At 48.9% G+C, this 20,008-nt stretch carries 16 protein-coding genes; 11 read left to right on the top strand and 5 right to left on the bottom strand.

Translation table 11 applies throughout. The features are described 5' to 3' along the window. The first annotated feature begins 9 nt into the window (after positions 1-9). Genes IC230_RS03000 through IC230_RS02985 form a run of 4 tightly spaced genes read left to right on the top strand, consistent with a single transcriptional unit; the run spans position 10 to position 6,366 of the window. Positions 10-1,029, top strand: coding sequence for a vWA domain-containing protein (locus tag IC230_RS03000; protein ID WP_191037470.1), 1,020 nt, complete (start codon positions 10-12; stop codon positions 1,027-1,029). Positions 1,030-1,051: 22 nt separating this feature from the next. After that, the gene (locus IC230_RS02995; RefSeq protein ID WP_191037469.1) at positions 1,052-2,209 is read left to right on the top strand and encodes a hypothetical protein; all 1,158 of its coding nucleotides are present in this window, start codon (positions 1,052-1,054) and stop codon (positions 2,207-2,209) included. A 15-nt stretch (positions 2,210-2,224) separates the two neighbouring features. Continuing rightward, positions 2,225-5,110 (top strand): tetratricopeptide repeat protein, encoded by a 2,886-nt coding sequence (locus IC230_RS02990; protein ID WP_191037468.1) that lies wholly within the window; start codon positions 2,225-2,227, stop codon positions 5,108-5,110. 5 nt (positions 5,111-5,115) lie between these two features. Then, entirely contained in the window at positions 5,116-6,366 is a 1,251-nt protein-coding gene (locus tag IC230_RS02985; protein ID WP_191037467.1) for an OmpA family protein, read from the top strand. A 37-nt stretch (positions 6,367-6,403) separates the two neighbouring features. Here IC230_RS02985 and IC230_RS02980 read toward each other — a convergent pair whose 3' ends face one another. Together IC230_RS02980 and IC230_RS02975 are read right to left on the bottom strand one after the other, a co-directional pair. Then, positions 6,404-7,309 carry a prohibitin family protein gene (locus tag IC230_RS02980; RefSeq protein WP_191037466.1) on the bottom strand — a complete coding sequence of 302 codons (906 nt, stop codon included), beginning with the start codon at positions 7,307-7,309 and terminating at the stop codon, positions 6,404-6,406. Positions 7,310-7,628: 319 nt separating this feature from the next. Further along, complete coding sequence (locus IC230_RS02975; RefSeq protein ID WP_191037465.1) at positions 7,629-8,072, bottom strand: DUF1573 domain-containing protein; 444 nt, start codon at positions 8,070-8,072, stop codon at positions 7,629-7,631. A gap of 242 nt (positions 8,073-8,314) precedes the next feature. On the opposite strand from IC230_RS02975, the gene IC230_RS02970 reads away from it, so the two are divergent. From IC230_RS02970 to IC230_RS02940, 7 genes are all read left to right on the top strand, one after another. Next, positions 8,315-10,720: an alpha-ketoacid dehydrogenase subunit alpha/beta gene (locus tag IC230_RS02970; RefSeq protein ID WP_191037464.1), complete on the top strand. Its 2,406-nt coding sequence runs from the start codon at positions 8,315-8,317 to the stop codon at positions 10,718-10,720. 55 nt (positions 10,721-10,775) lie between these two features. Continuing rightward, positions 10,776-12,287, top strand: a complete 1,512-nt coding sequence (locus IC230_RS02965; RefSeq protein WP_191037463.1) for a 4Fe-4S dicluster domain-containing protein — start codon at positions 10,776-10,778, stop codon at positions 12,285-12,287. Between the two features lie 20 nt (positions 12,288-12,307). Beyond that, a complete protein-coding gene (locus IC230_RS02960; protein WP_191037462.1) occupies positions 12,308-12,865 on the top strand; it encodes an NADH-quinone oxidoreductase subunit J family protein in 558 nt (185 codons plus the stop codon). After that, entirely contained in the window at positions 12,852-13,163 is a 312-nt protein-coding gene (nuoK, locus tag IC230_RS02955) for an NADH-quinone oxidoreductase subunit NuoK (protein WP_191037461.1), read from the top strand. The genes IC230_RS02960 and nuoK overlap by 14 nt, the downstream gene beginning before the upstream one ends. Before the next feature lie 45 nt (positions 13,164-13,208). Continuing rightward, entirely contained in the window at positions 13,209-13,844 is a 636-nt protein-coding gene (locus IC230_RS02950) for a 2OG-Fe(II) oxygenase (protein ID WP_223860216.1), read from the top strand. A 61-nt stretch (positions 13,845-13,905) separates the two neighbouring features. Then, positions 13,906-15,813 (top strand): NADH-quinone oxidoreductase subunit 5 family protein, encoded by a 1,908-nt coding sequence (locus IC230_RS02945; RefSeq protein ID WP_191037460.1) that lies wholly within the window; start codon positions 13,906-13,908, stop codon positions 15,811-15,813. Positions 15,814-15,847: 34 nt separating this feature from the next. Then, positions 15,848-17,530, top strand: a complete 1,683-nt coding sequence (locus IC230_RS02940) for a complex I subunit 4 family protein (protein WP_191037459.1) — start codon at positions 15,848-15,850, stop codon at positions 17,528-17,530. A gap of 6 nt (positions 17,531-17,536) precedes the next feature. Here the strand turns inward: IC230_RS02940 and IC230_RS02935 are convergent, their stop codons facing one another. The 3 genes from IC230_RS02935 to gldG all read right to left on the bottom strand — a co-directional run bounded on the left by IC230_RS02935 (position 17,537) and on the right by gldG (position 19,981). Further along, positions 17,537-18,058 carry a DUF6169 family protein gene (locus IC230_RS02935; protein WP_191037458.1) on the bottom strand — a complete coding sequence of 174 codons (522 nt, stop codon included), beginning with the start codon at positions 18,056-18,058 and terminating at the stop codon, positions 17,537-17,539. After that, on the bottom strand, positions 18,024-18,251 hold the full coding sequence (locus IC230_RS02930) for a hypothetical protein (protein ID WP_191037457.1): 228 nt from the start codon (positions 18,249-18,251) through the stop codon (positions 18,024-18,026). Before IC230_RS02930 ends, IC230_RS02935 begins: the two co-directional genes overlap by 35 nt. Positions 18,252-18,313: 62 nt before the next feature. Continuing rightward, complete coding sequence (gldG, locus tag IC230_RS02925) at positions 18,314-19,981, bottom strand: gliding motility-associated ABC transporter substrate-binding protein GldG (protein WP_191037456.1); 1,668 nt, start codon at positions 19,979-19,981, stop codon at positions 18,314-18,316. Between the last annotated feature and the right edge of the window lie 27 nt (positions 19,982-20,008).

Below are 20,008 nucleotides of genomic sequence, written 5' to 3'. Positions count from 1 at the left end.
ATCTGTACCATGAAAACGCTAACCCATTTCCAACGTCTGACCGTCCTACTGCTCGGTACATTTGTACTGACCTGGAGTTGCCGCCGTGAAGTAGAAGTTCCCTTGCCAGCGTTGCCCAAAATTGTGGGAAAGCCGTCAGCAGCTACCGTAGGCTGTATGTTTGTTGGCGCTCCCGGTTCGTCTACCCTGACCATGCGCCTGGATATTTACGTCGTCGACAAAAACGGACGTCAGGTAAATGGGTTAAAGCAAACCGATTTCACGATTCCAACCGCTTCTGGCCGAACGTATCAACTGCAGCGGCTTACGTCTACAGCCCTCACGGATAAAGCCGGTGGTTATTCGGCTATGATTCTGCTGGATCAGTCAGGTAGTATTATTGATAATGATCCTAAAGACCTGCGTATCGACGCCAGTAAAATATTTATGGATTATATGGGAAGCGATGATGTCGTTGCTTTATCCAGTTTTTCAGGCAGTCGGCTTGGACCAAATTTTACGTACAATTTCACGCTGCATAGTCGTTTCGCTCACGAAACAAGCCGGATGAAGCGGTCACTCGATAGCCTTTCTGATAACGAAGGCGGAGGTACACCTTTATACGAAGCAACTACACTGGCAACTAACTATGCGGCACAAAATGGCCCAACGTCTAACAAAGCCGTCATTGTTTTTACGGATGGACAGGCTTCCGGCGATTTAGATGGCTGCATTGCCAACGCGCAGCAAAAAGGAATTCCATTATACACGATTGGTTTGACGAATGGCGTGGACGTAGCTGTACTCTCGCGGATGGCTACCGAAACCTGCGGGGCTTTCTTCTATGCGAAAGATGCCGAACAGTTAGTTACGTCGTTCGGAACCCTGGGTAATCTGCTACGGGGAAAAGCACAGGTATACCGGACAGAATGGACCATTGTTCGGAGTAGCGGCACCTGGCGCACTGGTGAGATCGTCACCAGCACGATGAAAGTAGCCCTCCCCAATGGCGATCCGCTCGACGTACCATTCTGGATTAAGGTTAAATAGGCGTTACAAAGAATTATCTGCTATGAAACGACTGTGTTTTTTGCTCGCTATTTATGGACTAACAGCCTGCCTTGGCTGGGCTCAGGATGTAGTCTATCTCAGTGATCAGACGAAGGTGGCTGGTACGTTGGCCGACATCACGTCTGAAAAAGTTACGCTGCGTGTGCCCAAAGGAGAAGCAACGATCAAGTTCTCGTATGGCGTCGACCGAGTGGTTGCGGTTGTGAATCAGCGCGGTCGGTTTTTGTGCATGCAATACGTACTGGCGCTGCCTGGTGACGAACGCGATCGGCTGATTCAGCAGTTTTTGACGAACACAAGTCAACCTGCCAGTGATGCCATTATCCGACGTAATCCGTCAGAGGCTATTTACGGAAAAGTTTCCTACGATCAGGGGGACGTAGTGAACTACACAACCGCCGATGGAACGGCTGCCAGTTTACCCAAAAGCGACGTAGTAGCTATATTTTACAGTACAGGTAAGCACGAACTTTTTGCCGACGCCCCAACCCTGTGCGACAATCCTACCCTTCTTCGCAATGAACCCAACCCAGTTCCAGTCGCGACAGCATCCACAACGCCGACAACAGTAGAACCGGCTCCAACTGCGAAGACCGACGATAATTGGACTACCCAGAAGCCTGCTCCAGGTGAAGGTGCTAAAAAATCGCTTGAACTGACCGCTGAAGAATACGACGATTATCGCACTCAGGGTCTTGAGCGGGTGAAGGATTTCTCAGTGCTCATTGGCGTCGTTGCGGATAAAAGTACCGATGCTGAATCAAAAAATAAAGCCATTAAACGGATTCTAACCTTATTTAAGCCTGGCGCTACGATTCAGGTTAGCTCGATGGTGCGCGACGGGCAAGCCAATACGTATTCCATTCAGGACTACCTTCGGCGCCTTAAGTTACTGCCGTATGCCAACGTTTCGCTCGAATGGGCCAACATTCAGTACGTTGACGAACTGACCCAAAAAGAGGATGGGAATTATTACGGTAAGATTCGGGGGGAACAGAAGTTTTCTGGACTGAATGCCAACGGAGAGGTGCAATACGGCGATATAACTCAGAAAGACGTGGACGTATTGCTGCAGCCGTATAACAAGCGTGGCGACGGGAAAGATAAAATCAAATGGGCTATTCTGTTGGGTGATATAGGCGTTGTGGCAACCCAATAAGTAAATTTTCCTGCAATGGTATACCGAATACGTTACTGGTTGATGAGCCTGCTGATCGGAGTATCTGGATGGTTATCTGGACTATATGCTCAGGAATTGACCACCCGTGATAACGAAGAAGTGAAACTACTGGCTCGTCGAAAAGTCGAACTCGGGCTTAATGATCTGCTGAACGTACTGAGTTTATCCGATCTCGGTGAGTTCGAACGTAATGCGCTGATCAGTGATAGCTATGTGCCGGGGGTGAACCAGTTATTTGCCAGCAAGGAAACGATTGTTGAGGACGACGTTAGCCCCGATCGAACCGCTACGGCGACGGTGCTGGATATGCCCGTCGAGAAATATTTAGCCAATTTTGATTTGCTCTACGCCAAATCATCGCAGAGCACGATTGCGTTCTCGGATTTTACTGTATCAAACCTTAAGCAGAGTAATACCTTGTATGTGAAGGTGTTCTATACAGCTCTGTTCGGTGGTAAACACACGAAAATCGACAAGCCTTACCAACCAGTCCGGCGTGTCGCTGAAATGCAGGCTATCCGGGTTGGCGCGAAGTGGACGGTTTTAATCACCCGACTGGCTTTCGCTACACACGACGACTCAACAAACCTGACCCGTAACGATGTTGCGCTGAAAGAGGTAGCTCTTCGAACGGTGGCCGTTCGGACCGATAGCACAATCGCCAGAGATTCGACTCAAATGGCGGTTGCTGCCCCTGTCGATCCGGAACGTGAACGGGAAAAAGCGATTCTGGATACGTATCAGAAGCTATTGAAAGAAGGCGAAACTGCCTTTGCGGCAGGGGATATGGTCACGGCACAACGCGTTTTTGAGCAGGCTGAAAAGCAAAAACCATTCGAAGACCTGACGCCGAAAGTTCGGTTGTTTACGATTCAGAAAACACTGGATGAACGTTCGCGTAATTCTGTCGTAGAACTGAAAAAACGACTCAATCTGGCACTTCGTAAACGGCGATATACGGAAGCGTTAAGCCTGATGCAGGCTATTCTGAAGCAACAGCCCGATTCTACGGCTCTGGAAACGCAAAGCCAGGACGTAATGGCGCAGGCCCGGCGGAAAGCGGAACTCGACGAACGGTTTGCTTCCGGTCAATACAAGGAATTGGTCAAAGAATACGGACGAATTATCGACGCGGAGCGCAAACAAAATAAACAACCCAGTACCAGCAGTAAAGTCAATAGTTCTGACTGGTTTTTGGGACGGGGAAAGTCATATACGCAACTAGGCGATTACAAAGAGGCCCTGCGTGACCTCAATGAATCGCTGACACTCGACTTCCAGAACCTCGACGCACTCGAATCCCGCGCTGATCTTTATGCCCGGATGGGCGATTTTCCAAAAGCGGCTGCTGATCTATCGGTTTATTTGACCATTGATCCGGCCAACGCCGAACTGCTTACGCGCCGGGCCGCTTATCGAATACGTACGAATCGACCGACTGAGGCTTCTGCTGATTATGATGAAGCCATTCGAATTAACGACAAGAATCCTCGTTATTACCTGCTGCGTGGACAATTTCATTTACAAAACGGCTCATGCGATAAAGCAGAAGCTGACTTCACCGAAGGGATTAATCGAAGCCGCCGACAGCCGGAGCTTTATTTTCAGCGCGGTGTTGCTTATGTATGTCTGAAACAATTTAATTCAGCGGGCGACGACTTCGCCCGGGCGACTGAGCTGGGAGTAGATGCTCGTATTCGTGCTCAGATTGATTCAGTAGCGGCTAAGTTTTATCAGCAGAGTCAGCAGGATATACAGGCCCGAAAAGTTGGAGATGCGCTTGCACAGCTGGATATTGCGTTGCGTTTAAAACCCGACTACGCTGCGGCCTGGCTGGTGAAGGGCGAGCTATTGTTATCGACCCGGGCCGATAAGCAAGCTGCTGAAGCGCTGACGAATGCGATTCGCTACAAGCCCACGGACGCACTTACTTATTACCAGCGCGGCCTGGCGAATATGCGCCTGAATGCTTATGCCGATGCTACCGTCGATTTTCAAAAGGCTATATCGTTTCAGGCTGATATGTACGATGCTGCACTGGGCGAAGCAAAAGCACGCACGGCCCTCCGTCAGTACGATAAAGCCCAGGCTACGCTGACCTCGTTACGCAATATTCGTAAACAGCTTGAAAAGCGCTATCCGCCTGCTTTTTTCGCTGATGTTTATTTCCTCTCGGGCCGTTGCGCTTACGAACTCAAACAATATTCTGATGCACTCGAACGGTTTGAGGATGCACTCTCGATCACCAAAGACTGGGCGGCTGCCTATACCGAACGGGGCCGGACGTATGAAGCCCTGGAAAAACCGGATCGTGCGCGAGATGACTATAACCGGGCCGCTCAACTCGAGCCAACCGTAGCTTCTCATTACGTACCGCTGGCCCTGATGCTTGAGAGACGCGAGAAATTTGAAGAAGCCCTGACGGACTACGCGCGCTGCCAGGAACTCGATCAGGAGCATGAATTGGCAAACGTAGTGGCACTCGGCCGGGGACGCTGCCTAATGGCGCTGGGCAAATACCTCGACGCGTTGGCTGAGTTAAATCGGTACGGTCAATACGATGGCGTGGCTTGTACTGATGAGTGCCTTTATCTACGCACTTACGCGCAGGTTCGGACAGGGCAACTGCCCGAAAATGTACGTATGGTTGGGCTGTCAACCACATCCGCGTCGCCCGAAAACGCCCCTAAACTCCGCTACGTACTGGCCTGTGCGCATCTACAGGCGAACGATGAAAAACAGGCCCTGACTCAGTTGGAGAAAGCCTTACAAATGGGATTGCCCAGAGAATTCCTGAAGAAAGATAAGCTACTCGATTTTGTACGAAAAGACTTCCGGAAAAATCAGGCATACACGCAACTTGCTAACCGGTATAAGTAAGAGCTATGCGATGGAAAAGTCGATTGATACGTATCGGCTGGTTGGTAATTTTGATGTGGAGCATTCGGATAGCCAGCGCGCAAGTCATCTGGATTTCGGGCGGGCTTGTCGATTACCATACGAATCAGCCAATTGCGGCTTCGTGGCAATGGGTCGACTCAACTGAGCATACGCTAGTCAAAACTACAGCCTCGGCTAGTGGATTTCAGGGGTATGTTTCTGCGCAAGTGAGGCTGCTTCGAGTTGACGCTGCAGGCTATCGGCCAATACGACTGCCGATCCATTGGAACCAATCACCTACTGATTCTATGCGGTTCAGGGTTATGCTTCCGGCCGTACCTGTCGATAAACCCACCGCTGACCAGCCGTATTTCCAATCTGAACAGAAGCCGTTGCAGTTAATCGAAAAAACGTCAATTCGACGGTCCGTACCTGCTAACATCTATATCCTTGATGCGTTAACGAACCAGCCTGTATGGGCAGAAGTATCGTTGTTTTTTACGCATGATCATCAGAAAATAACCTATCCAGTCAGCAAATCTGTCCGCACTAAGCTACTATCTCCGGACATTGTTGCGCTCGAGATCCGGGCAGCGGGCTATCAAACGTATCTGGGTAATCTGGTCGTTAATCACTCACCTGCTGACGACGTATTCAGCTACGAAATTCGACTTAATCCCATGCCTACTCTGCTCATGACGTCAGCGCTTCGAGGAGACACAGACGATATAATGCTTAAAACCATTGGAACAGGTAAGCAATCGCTGGCTATCAATACCCGAACTAATTGGGCAATTAAGCCTGGGAAATACCAGATCCGGGGTGGGCTTCAAAAGGTTATTGATCAGGGAGATACGATCGATTTGAAAGCGGGCATCAACACGTATGAATTCGACAGGAAATCAAGTCCAGTCAATCGTAATACACCTCAATGCGATGTGCTTTATTTTGCACAAAGCAGCTACGAAATAAGCACAACTGCCCGTAATCAACTTGATGAATTAATTACGAAAATGCTCCGGGAGCCTGATCGAACGATCCAGATTATAGGCCATACCGATTCGGTCGGAAATCCGGAACTAAACCTGACTTTATCGGAATTTCGGGCTAAAGCAACACGCGCTTATCTTATTCAGCGGGGTATTCGTCCTGAACGTATCGACGTCGATGCCGCCGGTGACCAACGACCGGCGTTCCCGAACGATTCCGAGTCAAGCCGAAGTCGAAATCGACGTGTAGATTTATGTCTCAATTGAATCGAAAAGGCTTTCAGAAGCCTTTTCGACTAACCTACTATCGATCATTCAAAATTAACGGTACGTTACCACGGCTGCCCATGATGACGATTTTAGCATTGGGCGATGCGGCCAGTTCGCGCTGGGCTTTGATCTGCTCATATTGCAACTGCTTATCTGAGAGGCCTGTAGATAAAATCTTTTGATAATCAGCGATACCCTGCGCTTCAACCCGTTTCCGTTCCGCTTCCTGTCGTTCTTTCTGCAATACAAATTGCATTTTCTGGGCGTCCTGCTCAGCATTAATTTTCGATTCGATCGTTTTCTTGACTGATGCGGGTAAGTCAATATTGCGGATCAACAACTGCTCCAGCAGCAGTCCTCTCTTTTTGAAGTCAGACTCGATCGTTTTATAAATACGGCCTTGAAATTCATCTCGCCGGGTCGAGTACAAGGCAATGGCATCGTAATAAACGGCATTGTCCCGAATACGCGTGCGTGTAATCGGCCGAACGATTTTGTCCATGTAATCCGGACCAATTTCGCGGTAAATTCTTGGTGCATCAGCCGGAACCACACGATATAGAACAGTCAGGTCAATTACGACTTCCAGACCGTCGGCGGTTAAGACTCGAATAGCATCATCGCCTTCCTTCTGCCCTTCATTATGCGAAGCTGACATGGTGTAGTTCTGCGTTTTTACGTCAAACTCCGTTACGTTGGCTAATGGATTGACCAGGTTGAGACCAGAGTTTAAAGCTCGATCACTCACGTTGCCAAATAATGAAATAACGCCGACTTGTCCAGCGTCAATCTGTCGAACACTGGCTGTAAGGCCACCTAACAGAATCAGAATAATTCCAATCACTTTAGCTGGTCGGGAAAAGCGCGAAAATGTTAGCGCAGGGGTATTAATGGCAAATCCGGCAATCAAAGCCAGAAAGCCGAGAATGATGAAAAACATGTTTAGGTAGAAAAAGCCATCTATATGCCCAAAAAGCACAACGATAGCTGAGTGAAATTGATCGCTAAGAAAGTAGCTTGTCGAAAGGACGATTGTAAGGCTATTCTATAAAAGCTGGGGCGGAGCCATAGACGAATGTCAGTAGTAGACACTATAAACTTACTGAATAATCAGCGTATAGAGAAGCAATATGGGAAGGACGGGTACAGGCTTTGTCAGTCGGTTAGGAAGCAGGATGGAAATACTATAAGCACAAAAAAAAGGCATCCGGTAAACAACCGGATGCCTTTTTCAACCACACTAGTAACCCTTCAGTAAATTAGCGTGACGTTTTTTTCTTGTCTTTAGCAGTAGGAGCCGTAGCCGGGGCAGCCGCCGTTGCAGCTTCCTTCTGAGGAACTACTTCGCCCTTCAGATAGAGAACTACACTTCCACTTTCGGCGTTGCTGGTTACCGTAACCGTTTTCGTAAACTGACCAGCTGAAGCTGCGTTATACGTGGCCGAGATACTACCACTTTTCCCAGGAAGTACTGGTTCCCGTGAGAAAGTAGGCTTTGTACAGCCGCAGGAAGCTTGAGCGTCATTGATAACAACTGGGTCAGTACCCGTATTTTTGAATTCAAATACGTGGGTCACCGGCTTCCCTTGTTCTACTTTGCCAAAATCATGCGTCTCTTTGGCAAATTTCATGACTCCCTTTTGGGCGTAGCTAACTGCAACCAGCACAAATAAAGCTACGAAAAGTGAAAAAATCTTTTTCATCGGACTAAACGGAATTATAATTTGATTGTTAAAATACTAAACTAAGAAAAGATATTCAGCGCAACTAATTTGTAAATACGTATTGATTTGTATTTGCTCAACAAAGAAACACAGAAAATCGTTTTTTTGAAAGCTGACTTGTTTTATCTTACTTTTACTTTTGTTTCGTAGTGGGTACAAATGGTGTCTGCTACGTCATCAGCAACTAAATTAACTAGACGATTTCAATCCGTAGCTCTGTTGTGATAGCAAACGAACAACTCCGCTCGACTGATATTCTCAGTCGTGAAAAAATCCTATCAGATTACCGGTTAGCCTGCGAAAGCCGGCAGGTGAGTTTGTTAGGTCGGCGTGATGTGATGGGAGGACGGGCTAAATTCGGAATTTTCGGCGATGGTAAAGAATTAGCACAAATCGCAGCCGCTCGTGCCTTTGATCGGGGTGATTTTCGCTCGGGATATTATCGTGACCAGACGTTTGTAGCCGCGTTAGGCGAATTGAGCTGGCAAGAATTTTTTGCACAACTATACGCCCACACCGATCTCGAAGCTGAACCCAACACGGGTGGTCGGTCGATGAATGGTCATTACGCCACTCGCTGGCTTGATGAGCAGGGATTGTGGCGAAATCAAACGGAACTCTATAACTCTGTTTGTGATATTTCCCCTACTGCCGGGCAAATTCCGCGTTCGCTCGGTCTAGCCTATGCCTCCAAGCTGTTTCGGGAAAATCCTGACCTGAATGATCTGACGAATTTCTCGCACCACGGCAATGAAATCGTCTTTGCTACCATTGGCGATGCATCGACTTCGCAAGGCATGTTCTGGGAGACGATGAACGCGGCTGGCGTGTTGCAGGTGCCTTTACTTATGTCGGTCTGGGATGATGGTTACGGTATATCGGTTCCTATTGAATATCAGACAATTAAGGGTAGTATTTCGAAGGCGCTTGCTGGTTTTCAGCGCGACTCAGAAGACAAGGGGCTGGAAATTTTTACGGTAAAAGGCTGGGATTACGTAGCGTTGCTGGAAACGTACCAGCAGGCGGCTCATATCTGTCGTACCGAACACGTACCGGTGTTGGTGCATGTACAGGAACTTACTCAACCGCAGGGACATTCAACGTCTGGCTCCCACGAACGGTATAAGTCGAAGGATCGATTGGCCTGGGAAGCCGAACAGGATTGCAACCGGATTTTCCGGCTGTGGATTCTGGAAAATGGTTATGCTACCAACGAAGAGTTGGAAACCATTGAAGCCAAAGCGAAACAAACCGCAAAAGAAGCGCGGCTGGCGGCCTGGAGTTCTTTTCAGGAGTCAATGAAAGGCGATTTCGAAGAAGCGCTTGATTTGCTGCAAAAGGCGGCTCGTCATCACGCCAAATCAGCGGAGCTCATGGCGATTCGGGAAGAGCTACGGAAAACGTTTACTCCGCTACGTCGGGATGCCGTTGCGGCTGTGCGAAAAGCGTTACGTATTTTACGAGCCGATACGAGTGCTGGTCGTCAGCAATTAAAAGTTTGGCTGGAGCGCACAAACGCTGAAAATGATGATCGGTTTAACTCGCACCTGTACAGCGAATCGCCTGATTCGCCAATGCTGGTCGAAAGCGTTCCAGCGCAGTTTACCGACGATAGTTCTCTTCTTGATGGTTATCAACTTCTCCAGCATTATTTTGACAGTCTGTTCGCTCGCGACCCACGCGTAGTCGCTCTGGGTGAGGATGTTGGGCAAATTGGGGATGTCAATCAGGGATTTGCGGGCTTACAGGAGAAATACGGTGAGATACGTATCACCGACACAGGCATTCGTGAAACCACCATTATTGGCCAGGGAATCGGTCTGGCCATGCGCGGTCTGCGGCCCATTGTCGAAATTCAATACTTCGACTACGTTTATTATACCCTGGCTACTTTAACGGACGATTTGGCTACGTTGCTTTATCGGACGAAAGGTGGCCAGAAAGCCCCCCTGATTATTCGAACCCGTGGACATCGGCTGGAAGGCATCTGGCATTCGGGCTCGCCGTTAGGCGCCATGCTTGGGAGTTTACGAGGCCTGCATGTACTGGTGCCCCGGAACATGACCCAGGCTGCTGGTTTTTACAATACGCTGATCAAAGGAGACGATCCGGCTTTGTTGATTGAGTCGCTGAACGGCTATCGCCTGAAAGAATTAGTACCCGATAATCTGGCGGAGTTTTGCGTGCCCTTGGGCGTACCGGAAACGATACGTTTCGGTTCCGACGTAACAGTTGTAACCTATGGCTCCATGTGCCGGATTGTAATGGAAGCCGCTAATCAGCTAGCGCAGATGGGAATAAATACCGAAGTGATCGATGTACAGACCCTGATTCCATTTGATGTTCATCACACCATTGTTGAGTCCATTAAAAGAACAAACCGGGTAGTTTTTGCGGACGAGGACGTACCGGGTGGCGCGTCGGCTTATATGATGCAGCAAGTTGTGGAAGGACAGAACGCTTATCGCTATTTAGATTCAGCACCCCGTACCATCTCGGCAAAAGCGCATCGGCCTCCTTATGGGTCCGACGGAGATTATTTCTCAAAACCCAACGTTGACGATATTATCGAAACGGTTTATGCGCTTATGAGTGAAGCTGAACCGAATCGCTATCCCAAAATTTAATGAGTGAACAAGCGAACCAGTACATACCAAAAATCACTCGTTCACTCTTGTAGAAATGTCTTATTTCAAGGATATACAGTTGGGTATTCGGACAACGCTGAAAGGCTTGAGTCTGACATTCAGGCACCTACGTAACGCCACAAAGCGCCGGACACCCGAAGGCATTGCGAGTGCGAATTACTTCGATTTACAGAATGGCCTGGTTACGCTGCAATACCCGCACGAACAACTGCCCATTCCTGACAATGGTCGTTATCGGTTACGTAATGAAATTGATGACTGTATTGTTTGCGACAAGTGCGCGAAAGTTTGCCCGGTAGACTGCATTACCATTGACGCCATCAAAGCCACGGAAGAAGTAGGTCGTGCGTCGGATGGATCGCCAATTCGGCTGTATGCGGGCAAATTTGACATTGACATGGCCAAGTGCTGCTACTGCGGCCTTTGCACGGTGGTTTGCCCCACCGAGTGCCTGACCATGGACAAGAAGTTCGACTACAGCGAGTTTGAGCTAGGTGAACTAACGTATCATTTCTCGAATTTGACGCCTGAACAGGCCGATGAGAAACGGTCTTTATACGAACAATTCCTTCAGGAGAAAGAAGCTGCCAAAGCCGCTCAACTAGCTGCTAAGGCAGCCAGCGGTAATCAGTCGACAGAGCCAGCCGCGAAACCAACGGCCAGCCCCGCCCGACCTATATTTAAGCCAACGGCAAAGCCAGTCTCTAAAACGCCACCTGCCGAACCTGCTAACTCCGAAGGCTCTTCCATTGAACATCCACTTACGGATGCGACGCCGGAGGAAATGCAGCAGATTGCCCAGTGTGGTTTGGAAACCAAAAAACATCCGGTTTTCAAGCCAACTCAGAAACCCGCTACGCCACCAACTGACGTTCCGATTGAAGCAAAACAGGACGAACAAGCTTTACCGACTGAACAACCAATCGCATCTAAGCCAAGCGCAAAACCGCCTGGCTTCCGCCCCAGTATGAAGCCAGCAGCCGGAACATCCAAACCGGCAACTTCCGAATCAGATGTAAATGCGGCCCCCGAAACGACTGTAACACCAAAGCCTACGGCGCCAAGTGCAAAGCCAACTGGTTTCCGGCCAACGATGAAGCCGCCGGTAAACGAGACAGAAACACCATTGACGTCTGAACCACCGAAAGCGAAACCAGCTTTTAGGCCAACGATGAAGCCGCCGGTAGCGAAGTCAGAAGAACCAAAATCGGATACGACGGAAACCCAGGAACCATCGGCGCCAAAGCCAAGCGGTTTTCGGCCAACGATGAAGCCAGCAAAACCCGTCGAAACGCAGCCAACTCAGGAACCGGAAGCCGTTAAGCCAGAAGTTACAAAGCCCAAACCCGCCGGTTTCAGACCGACGATGAAACCCGCTCCGACGACGCCTAACATTGACGAAAGCAAAGCTGAACCAGCTATTCAGGCAGCTCTTGAAGCTGATGAAAAAGACGAAGCCCCTAGGATTGATCCGCCGAAGTCCAAACCAGCTTTCCGACCCACGATGAAACCCAAGGCAAAACCAGAAGACGGACAGGCTGAGTAATCATAAAACCAGAGAAATCAGTGATTCAACTAGCTTTTTATATTTTTTCGGCTCTTGCTCTCGCAGGCGCACTGGCGGTTTTACTCACGCGTAACGTACTGTATGCCGCTTTTTTTCTTTTACTAACGCTGCTGGGTGTAGCCGGCCTTTTTGTCCTGGCGAGCGCTGACTTTCTGGCTATTGCTCAAATTATGATTTATGTGGGTGGGGTGCTGGTATTGGTGATTTTTGGTATTATGCTCACGCACAAAGCCGAAGTACCAGCCAATACGAATAGCCAGCAACCCAATCGTGTTGCTTCCCTGAATCGTTCAGGGGCGCGTTCAGGTTTATTTTGGGGCATATTGCTGGCTGGCAGTTTATGTACGGCTCTGTTCTCGCTATTGATCCGCGCGAATTTCGCTTTATTGAACCAACCTGTTGGCTGGCAAAGTACCATCAATACGATTGGGAAACAACTCATGACGGAGTACGTAGTTCCGTTTGAAATTGCGGGGATTCTCCTGTTAGCTTCTTTGGTCGGCGCTACGTATCTGGCCGCTTCACACCGTAAACCGTTCCGTCATGCAACCCGTTGATAGCCATCTGTTTTTATTTGTCGGAGCTGCACTCTTCAGCATTGGTTTAGCGGTGGTTGTTGTCAAACGGCACGCCATTGTTGTGTTGATGGGCATAGAATTGATGCTCAACGCCGTAAATATCAATCTTGTTGCGTTTAGTCAGTACGATCCTGATCGATTGCAGGGGCAAATGCTGGCTTTATTCGTGATGGTTGTGGCCGCTGCGGAGTCGGCGGTTGCACTGGCCATTGTGTTGCAGGTGTATCGGCATTTCAGAACAGCGCAATTAGATGAATTGAATGAGTTGAAACAGTAACGTAATGTCGACCGCTCGTTGTTGTCGTGGAAAACCACAGCTATTATGAATAATGCAGACCACGGGTCTCAAACCGAGATGCTTTTTGAGCCGATTATCGACGGAATTCTGACCAATGGTTATGGGATGACCGATAATTTTCTAGCACCCGGCGACGTAACAGCTTTGGCTGGTCGACTACGTGAACGTCGGGCGGCTGGTCAGTTTCGGGCGGCTGGCATTGGAAATCAACAGGTAACCGTTGAAAATACAATTCGTGGCGATGAAATTTTATGGTTAGAGGAAGCTACGGCTACACCCGAAGAAACCGCTTTTCTGCTACGTATCGGCGAATTCGTTCAGTACGTTAATCGGACGTGTTATCTCGGTTTGCGGGATTATGAATTTCATTACGCGCTCTATCCGCCCGGTACGTTCTACAAGCGTCATCTCGATCAATTTCGGAGCGATTCACGCCGAAAACTTTCGGTTATCTGTTACTTGAATACGGATTGGCAGGAAAGCGACGGTGGTCAATTAGCCATCTATTTGCCTGATTCCGACGAGACGTCAGAACAGCAAATTACGGTTTCGCCAGTAGGTGGCCGACTGGTCTGTTTCGAGAGTGGTCGCCTGGAACACGAGGTTTTACCGGCTACTCGAGAGCGACTCAGTGTGACGGGCTGGCTAAAAACGGGTTAAAAGTAGTTTGTTTCCCTAGGTAAGAATCGGGATATTTGCGGCCAATTCAGACTGATTCTAAATGCCCCTCGACGCTTCCCCGTTATTGTCTGCATCGGTTGCCGCTTTACTAACCTTGCCTTTTGCGGGGTTCCTGGTATTGCTGCTAACTCATCGACGAATAGCGGGTGCTTTAGCCATCCTATTGACAAGTATAGGCTTAGCCGTATCGATAGTGGTGGCTATGAACGTAGCAGAACAGCCGATGCTTATCCAGACTAATTGGGCAACGCTATCAGGTAGTTCATTTGGCATTAGTTTTCAAGTCGATGCGCTCACCGCGTTGATGCTGATCCTGGTTCATTTTGTCGCGCTCCTTGTACAGCTCTATTCGCTGTCGTATCTCCACGATGAACCTAAACTAGGTCGTTACTTTGCCTATCTTCAATTATTCGTTGGTGCGATGCTGGGTATTGTTCTGGCTGGCAACCTGCTGGTATTGTATGCCTTTTGGGAATTGGTAGGCTTGGCTTCTTACCTGTTGATTGGCTTCTATACGGATCGTCCTGCCGCTGGTCAGGCCGCTAAAAAAGCCTTCCTGATGAATCGCGTTGGGGATATTGGTTTCCTGATCGGTATTTTCCTGACGTATTACTATTTCAATACCCTTGAATTAATTTCATTAACTGCTCCCAATTCAGGTGAAATACCATCGACAGCTCTTGGTTTGTGTTTGTTTATGGGCTGCGTGGGTAAGTCGGCGCAATTTCCATTACTAACCTGGCTTCCCGACGCGATGGAAGGCCCTACACCTGTATCGGCTTTGCTTCATGCGGCCACGATGGTTGCGGCTGGAATCTTTCTTCTTGCTCGAATTCATCCATTGCTTTCGCCGGACGCATTAGTCGTCATTACGGTAGTTGGTACCATTACAACGCTCTGGGGCGGCTATTCGGCAGTCTTTCAGACTGATATCAAGAAAGTACTTGCCTTTTCGACCGTTTCGCAACTGGGCCTGATGGTCGCTGCGATGGGAACGGGCAATGTCAGCGGAGCGATGTTTCATTTACTGACGCATGCCTTTTTCAAAGCCGGATTATTTCTGAGTGCAGGCGCTGTGATCCACGCGGTCCATACACAGGATATGCGGCACATGGGTGGCTTACGTAAAGCGCTACCGACAACGTTTATAGCCTATACCGTTTGTGCTGCAGCCCTGTCAGGCCTGCCCTTTTTCTCTGGTTTTCTGTCGAAAGAAGCCATTCTTGGTGAAGCGTTTCATTGGTCTTCAGCACAAAACGATGGGTTGTCGTACCTTGTGCCCGTACTACTCCTACTGTCGTCAGGGGTAACGGCTTTTTACATGGTCCGGCAGTGGCGGCTAGTCTTCTTTGGCGATTATCGTAACGATGTGGTACCGTTAAGTCAGGCGCACGAACCTGATTGGCTGATGCGTGGGCCAGTGCTTATCCTGGCCGTTTTATCCGTATGGTTCTGGTTTGCGCTAAATCCTTTATCTGCTCATAGTAGCTGGTTTTTTAAACTGTTCCCAGCAACCGAGGGACAGAACTTTTGGTGGCTGGCACCAGTATCCATCGGCTTGGTATTAATCGGTGGCTGGCTGGGTTTTCGAATGCGTGAACCTCATTCACAACGTAGCTACGTCCGCCTTTCAGTAGAATACGGTTTTCTGGACACGATGTATCACTACGTATTTATCAACCCGATACGTAAGCTTGCTACGTTGCTTAACCATGCCGATCAACGAGTAATTGATAGAGCTGTCAACGGTGCCGGTATATCAACCGTAACGCTGGCTTATCTTGCGAGTGGGCTCGATCGGTTTGTGATAGATGGCTTTGTTAATGGCCTGGCCTGGTGCATTAGCCGGTTAGGTCGGATAACTCGTTCAGTGCAGAATGGCCTGGTGCAGTCGTATATTACGGCGGCTGTAGTCGGCTTGTTACTCATACTTTGGTGGTTGCTGTAACCTTTCCGGCATCAGGACGCTGCCGGTACTCTTTATGATTCTTTCGCTACTTATTTTTCTACCGTTATTTGGGTCGCTGCTGGTGGTACTAATGCCGGAAAATCAGGCGTCCCAGTTCCGGCGGATTGCTTTGGTCATTACGTTGATTGAGGTTTTGCTGTCAGCAGTAGCCTATGCCAGTTTTGATAAGACGCTGGCAGGTTATCAACTTCTTGAACAGGCTGACTGGATTACGTTACCGCTCGGTAATATGGGAATTGCCTCCATTCGTTACCTGGTTGGCATTGATGGAATGAGCCTGCCTCTGGTGATATTGTCGGCTGTTGTGATGCTGATTGGCGTTATTTCGTCCTGGACAACCATAACGACACGTACCAGAGCGTACTTTTCGCTGTACCTTTTGCTGACCGGCACGATCATGGGGTGCTTCGTCGCTCTCGATTTCTTTTTGTTTTTTCTGTTCTTCGAGTTTATGCTCCTCCCGATGTATTTCCTGATCGGGCTTTGGGGAGGACCCCGCCGGGAATATGCATCCATCAAATTTTTCCTGTACACATTACTGGGCTCGTTGCTGATTCTGTTAGTCATGATTGGGCTCTATCTATCCGTTATGGACCCCGTCAGCACGGCAGTAGCGACTGGCGTAGTGGCGTCCCCATCAGCCGTATCGGACGAACTTATTCGGACTATACAGGCGTATCTTCAGAACGGCCAGCTTAATCCGTCGCAAATCGTTCATACATTCGATATGCGTCATCTGGCCGATGGTGGTAATTACCTGCCAAATGCTTTTCTAAATCCTGCTGCCGAGCCAATCGTACTGGGTCTGCCTGCACGGATGCTGGCTTTCTGGGCTGTGTTCATCGGATTCGCAATCAAATTGCCGATTGTGCCCGTACATACATGGCTCCCTGATGCACACGTAGAGGCTCCTACACCCGTATCTGTCATATTGGCGGGTGTGTTACTGAAAATAGGTGGCTATGGTTTCCTACGTATTGTTTGGGATTTCTTCCCCGATGGCGCTGCTGAGTATGCTCAGGCGTTGGGCGTTCTGGGTACGTTGTCCATTGTGTATGGAGGACTGAATGCGCTGGCGCAGATGGATCTCAAGAAAATGATCGCCTATTCATCCGTGTCGCACATGGGGTTTGTCCTGCTGGGTGTTGCGTCGCTTACCGCCGAAGGCATCAACGGAGCCATTTATCAGATGGTGAGCCACGGTATTCTGTCGGCCATGCTGTTCCTGATTGCGGGTGTACTGTATGACCGCACGTATGATCGACGGATCGACTCATACCGGGGGCTGATGCAACCGATGCCCCAATATACTACGCTGACGGCAATCGCTTTCTTTGCCTCGTTAGGATTGCCCGGTTTTTCCGGATTTGTGGGTGAATTGTTTACGCTGATGGGTAGCTTTCAGTCGCAATGGCTTCCTGGCTGGCTAACCGCCGTTGCTACAACCGGGATTTTGCTGGCTGCAGCTTATTTTCTCTGGACGTTTCAGCGTATGTTCTTTGGTCCAGCCTGGATTCGTCCATTCGACTCGCCACAAGACGTTACGGCGGTACTTGCTGACTTAACAGCACGTGAGAAACTTATGCTGATTCCTTTGGGCGTAATGGCGTTGGTATTGGGATTATTTCCCAATCTTATTTTCAATCTGACCAATGCAACCGTAGCGCAGTGGTTAATGAAGTTCGCGGTAGAATAATCCAGCCTATTTATTCATCTTAACGTCAGCCATAAAATCTAAAAAAGCCAGCCCAACCTCGCGCAGATAAGGGTTGCCATTTTTAGCAATTACAGCAAAGTGGTAAAGTAAATCCTCTCTAGTGTCCCGATACGTATCGTCTATCCGTATGTAATCAGATGCGGCAAAATGATCATACCAGCGATTGAATTTTCGCCAGCGTGCTTCGTGTTTGCGATCTGCCGTGTCGCAGATGAAGATAGTGATTGTTAAGCTGCTTTTCTGGTAGAAATCGTTGATAATCGCTGCAACAGTCGGAGCAATGAGTACATCGAGCGAAGGGGTTCGGCCAGTCGGATTATTGGTCACTTTGATCACCAGTTCGACAATTTCATCCGCCAGCACAAAATCATCGCCAAACAGGTAAGGCGTTGGCTTAAATTGAATCTCGTAAGTAATTTGTTGTAACGTAATGAAGAAATAGCTGTTGCGTGGCCCTCCGACGAAATTGAAATTATAACTGGACAACGGGGGTTCCTCTTCGTTCATTTTCTTCTTTAAGTTTGGCAACGGCTGCCTGAATCGCTGGATCTTTGTGAAAATTTTCAACCATTTCTTCTTCGGCCTGGTGCTTATCAGCGACTAAGCGTTTTAGAACCCCTATAGCCCGTTCATGACGCTCCTGTGGTGTCATTTCTGAAAGAGGTTTTGCTGATACGGTCGGTTGCTTTGGTTCCATCATTGTATTGTTGACAAGTAAAGATAACTAAATCAACGTAAAAACGATTACAGACTCAGCTTCGTTCAACGCCCGTATTTCTGCCGTCGCATAAACTGCCACACGCCACCTACTAAACCCACCAGCGCCAGTGGACCGAGCAGATTAAGTAATTGCCAGCCAGTCCGGTTCGCATCTACCCGAATTTTATCCAAAGGACGTAGCGTGACAGTTCGGGTGCGGGCAGCAATAACGCCGTTCGGATCGACCAGATAGTTGATAGCATTTAACGCAAAATCTTTATTGGCATACGTATTACGGGTAAATCGATCGAAGCCAAGTGGATATGGCGTGTTACGTTTATAGTCGACGTCGTTTACGATCAGGTCGCCGTCTGAGCAAACGAGCACTCGGGAATCAACACCTTCCGTTTTAAAACCAGCCGCCCGTGGATCGCCCGGTAGAATGCGATTGGCAAACATAGACTGAAATTTGCCTTCCAACAGGCAACCGACGATATGAACACCACCATTGTACGTTTGTGGATCGGGTTGCTGCCGGGCTTCGTTGTACGATATTAAAGCCGGTGCCTTCAAGACCTTCGTATAAGGGGAAGTCATCAGCAACGGTGTTTTACGAATATTAGCCGATCGTACCGTATCGAGCGTACTGACAAATCGCCCCAACACAGCGTCGAGATTTCGCACAATGGGATTACCTGATGTTCCAAAGTTATTCAGCAGTGGATAAAACCGCCAGGGAAGCAATTGAACGTTCGGCTTATCGCCAAGGTTACCCACGGTAATCGGAATTGGTGCGCAGTAGAAGTCCTTTACTACGTCCCGATTGATGCGGACGCCCCAGCGAAAAAATAAATCGTCCAGATTCAGGCTAATCGGTTGAGCGTAGGTGCCTTCGTTGTTCACGCTATCAACCCGCTGACCATCAACAAAAAATAAGGCCCGGCCTCCGTTAACCACAAACTGATCGAGCTTAAACAATTCATCTTCCGAAAAAGGACGATCTGGTTTTGGTACTAACACAGCATCCACCCCCGCAATTGGGCCGGGCTTGGTCATGTCAACAAAAAACAGATCGTAGCTTGCCTGTACCGACGCCAGTAAATCGGCAAACCGGGAGGGGGGGACTTGTGTATGACCATAAAGCAATCCGACACGTCGACGATTCCCCTCAGTCTGGGTTAGCTGCTGAATCGCCGACGCCAGTTGAAATTCGACCCCTTCGTAGGATTGATTCAGCTGTTCTTCTTTCGACGCGGTCTTATTGCCTTTCAGCAGAAGAACAGCTATTTCTTTGCCCTTATACGAAACAACAGCCCCCGGGAAAATCAGCTTTTCGGTACGTTTGCCGCCTTCAGTCGCAAACAAATTAGTAGGAGCTAAACCGCGCTGCTGTAACTGATCGATGAATTTATTCTTCTCATCGGCATTGGCAATCACCGTAGGGTCAATGAATCGGTACGTAACGGTCTTTCCCGCTCTGGCCTGAAACTCATCCAGGGTTTCGCGAACGGCATTTTCAAGTCGTTTAAAGGCCGGAGGCAGATCGCCCGTTAGATAAACATCAACGTGAATATCGTCTGGTAAGTCAGCCAGTAAGGTTTGTGTGGCGCTAGAGAGCGTGTAGCGTTTCTCCTGCGTCAAATCGAGCCGAAAAAAAACAAATGCCGACAACACGTTGACCGCCAGTAACGCAGCAATAACGAGTAGGGTGCGTAGGGAAGCGAATTTCATACTTGAACCTTAACGAACAACCAGGCC

This window comes from Spirosoma validum, from assembly GCF_014699035.1.
GTDB classification, from domain to species: domain Bacteria; phylum Bacteroidota; class Bacteroidia; order Cytophagales; family Spirosomataceae; genus Spirosoma; species Spirosoma validum.
The sequence above is the reverse complement of the archived record's forward strand: the minus strand, read 5'-3'. Positions and strand labels throughout refer to the sequence as shown.

Bases quoted from the DNA above. Each gene is read 5' to 3' on its own strand.
- IC230_RS03000 (WP_191037470.1), top strand. From the start codon at position 10: ATGAAAACGCTAACCCATTTCCAACGTCTGACCGTCCTACTGCTCGGT.
- IC230_RS02995 (WP_191037469.1), top strand. From the start codon at position 1,052: ATGAAACGACTGTGTTTTTTGCTCGCTATTTATGGACTAACAGCCTGC.
- IC230_RS02990 (WP_191037468.1), top strand. From the start codon at position 2,225: ATGGTATACCGAATACGTTACTGGTTGATGAGCCTGCTGATCGGAGTA.
- IC230_RS02985 (WP_191037467.1), top strand. From the start codon at position 5,116: ATGCGATGGAAAAGTCGATTGATACGTATCGGCTGGTTGGTAATTTTG.
- IC230_RS02980 (WP_191037466.1), bottom strand. From the start codon at position 7,309: ATGTTTTTCATCATTCTCGGCTTTCTGGCTTTGATTGCCGGATTTGCC.
- IC230_RS02975 (WP_191037465.1), bottom strand. From the start codon at position 8,072: ATGAAAAAGATTTTTTCACTTTTCGTAGCTTTATTTGTGCTGGTTGCA.
- IC230_RS02965 (WP_191037463.1), top strand. From the start codon at position 10,776: ATGTCTTATTTCAAGGATATACAGTTGGGTATTCGGACAACGCTGAAA.
- nuoK (WP_191037461.1), top strand. From the start codon at position 12,852: ATGCAACCCGTTGATAGCCATCTGTTTTTATTTGTCGGAGCTGCACTC.
- IC230_RS02950 (WP_223860216.1), top strand. From the start codon at position 13,209: ATGAATAATGCAGACCACGGGTCTCAAACCGAGATGCTTTTTGAGCCG.
- IC230_RS02945 (WP_191037460.1), top strand. From the start codon at position 13,906: ATGCCCCTCGACGCTTCCCCGTTATTGTCTGCATCGGTTGCCGCTTTA.
- IC230_RS02940 (WP_191037459.1), top strand. From the start codon at position 15,848: ATGATTCTTTCGCTACTTATTTTTCTACCGTTATTTGGGTCGCTGCTG.
- IC230_RS02935 (WP_191037458.1), bottom strand. From the start codon at position 18,058: ATGAACGAAGAGGAACCCCCGTTGTCCAGTTATAATTTCAATTTCGTC.
- IC230_RS02930 (WP_191037457.1), bottom strand. From the start codon at position 18,251: ATGATGGAACCAAAGCAACCGACCGTATCAGCAAAACCTCTTTCAGAA.
- gldG (WP_191037456.1), bottom strand. From the start codon at position 19,981: ATGAAATTCGCTTCCCTACGCACCCTACTCGTTATTGCTGCGTTACTG.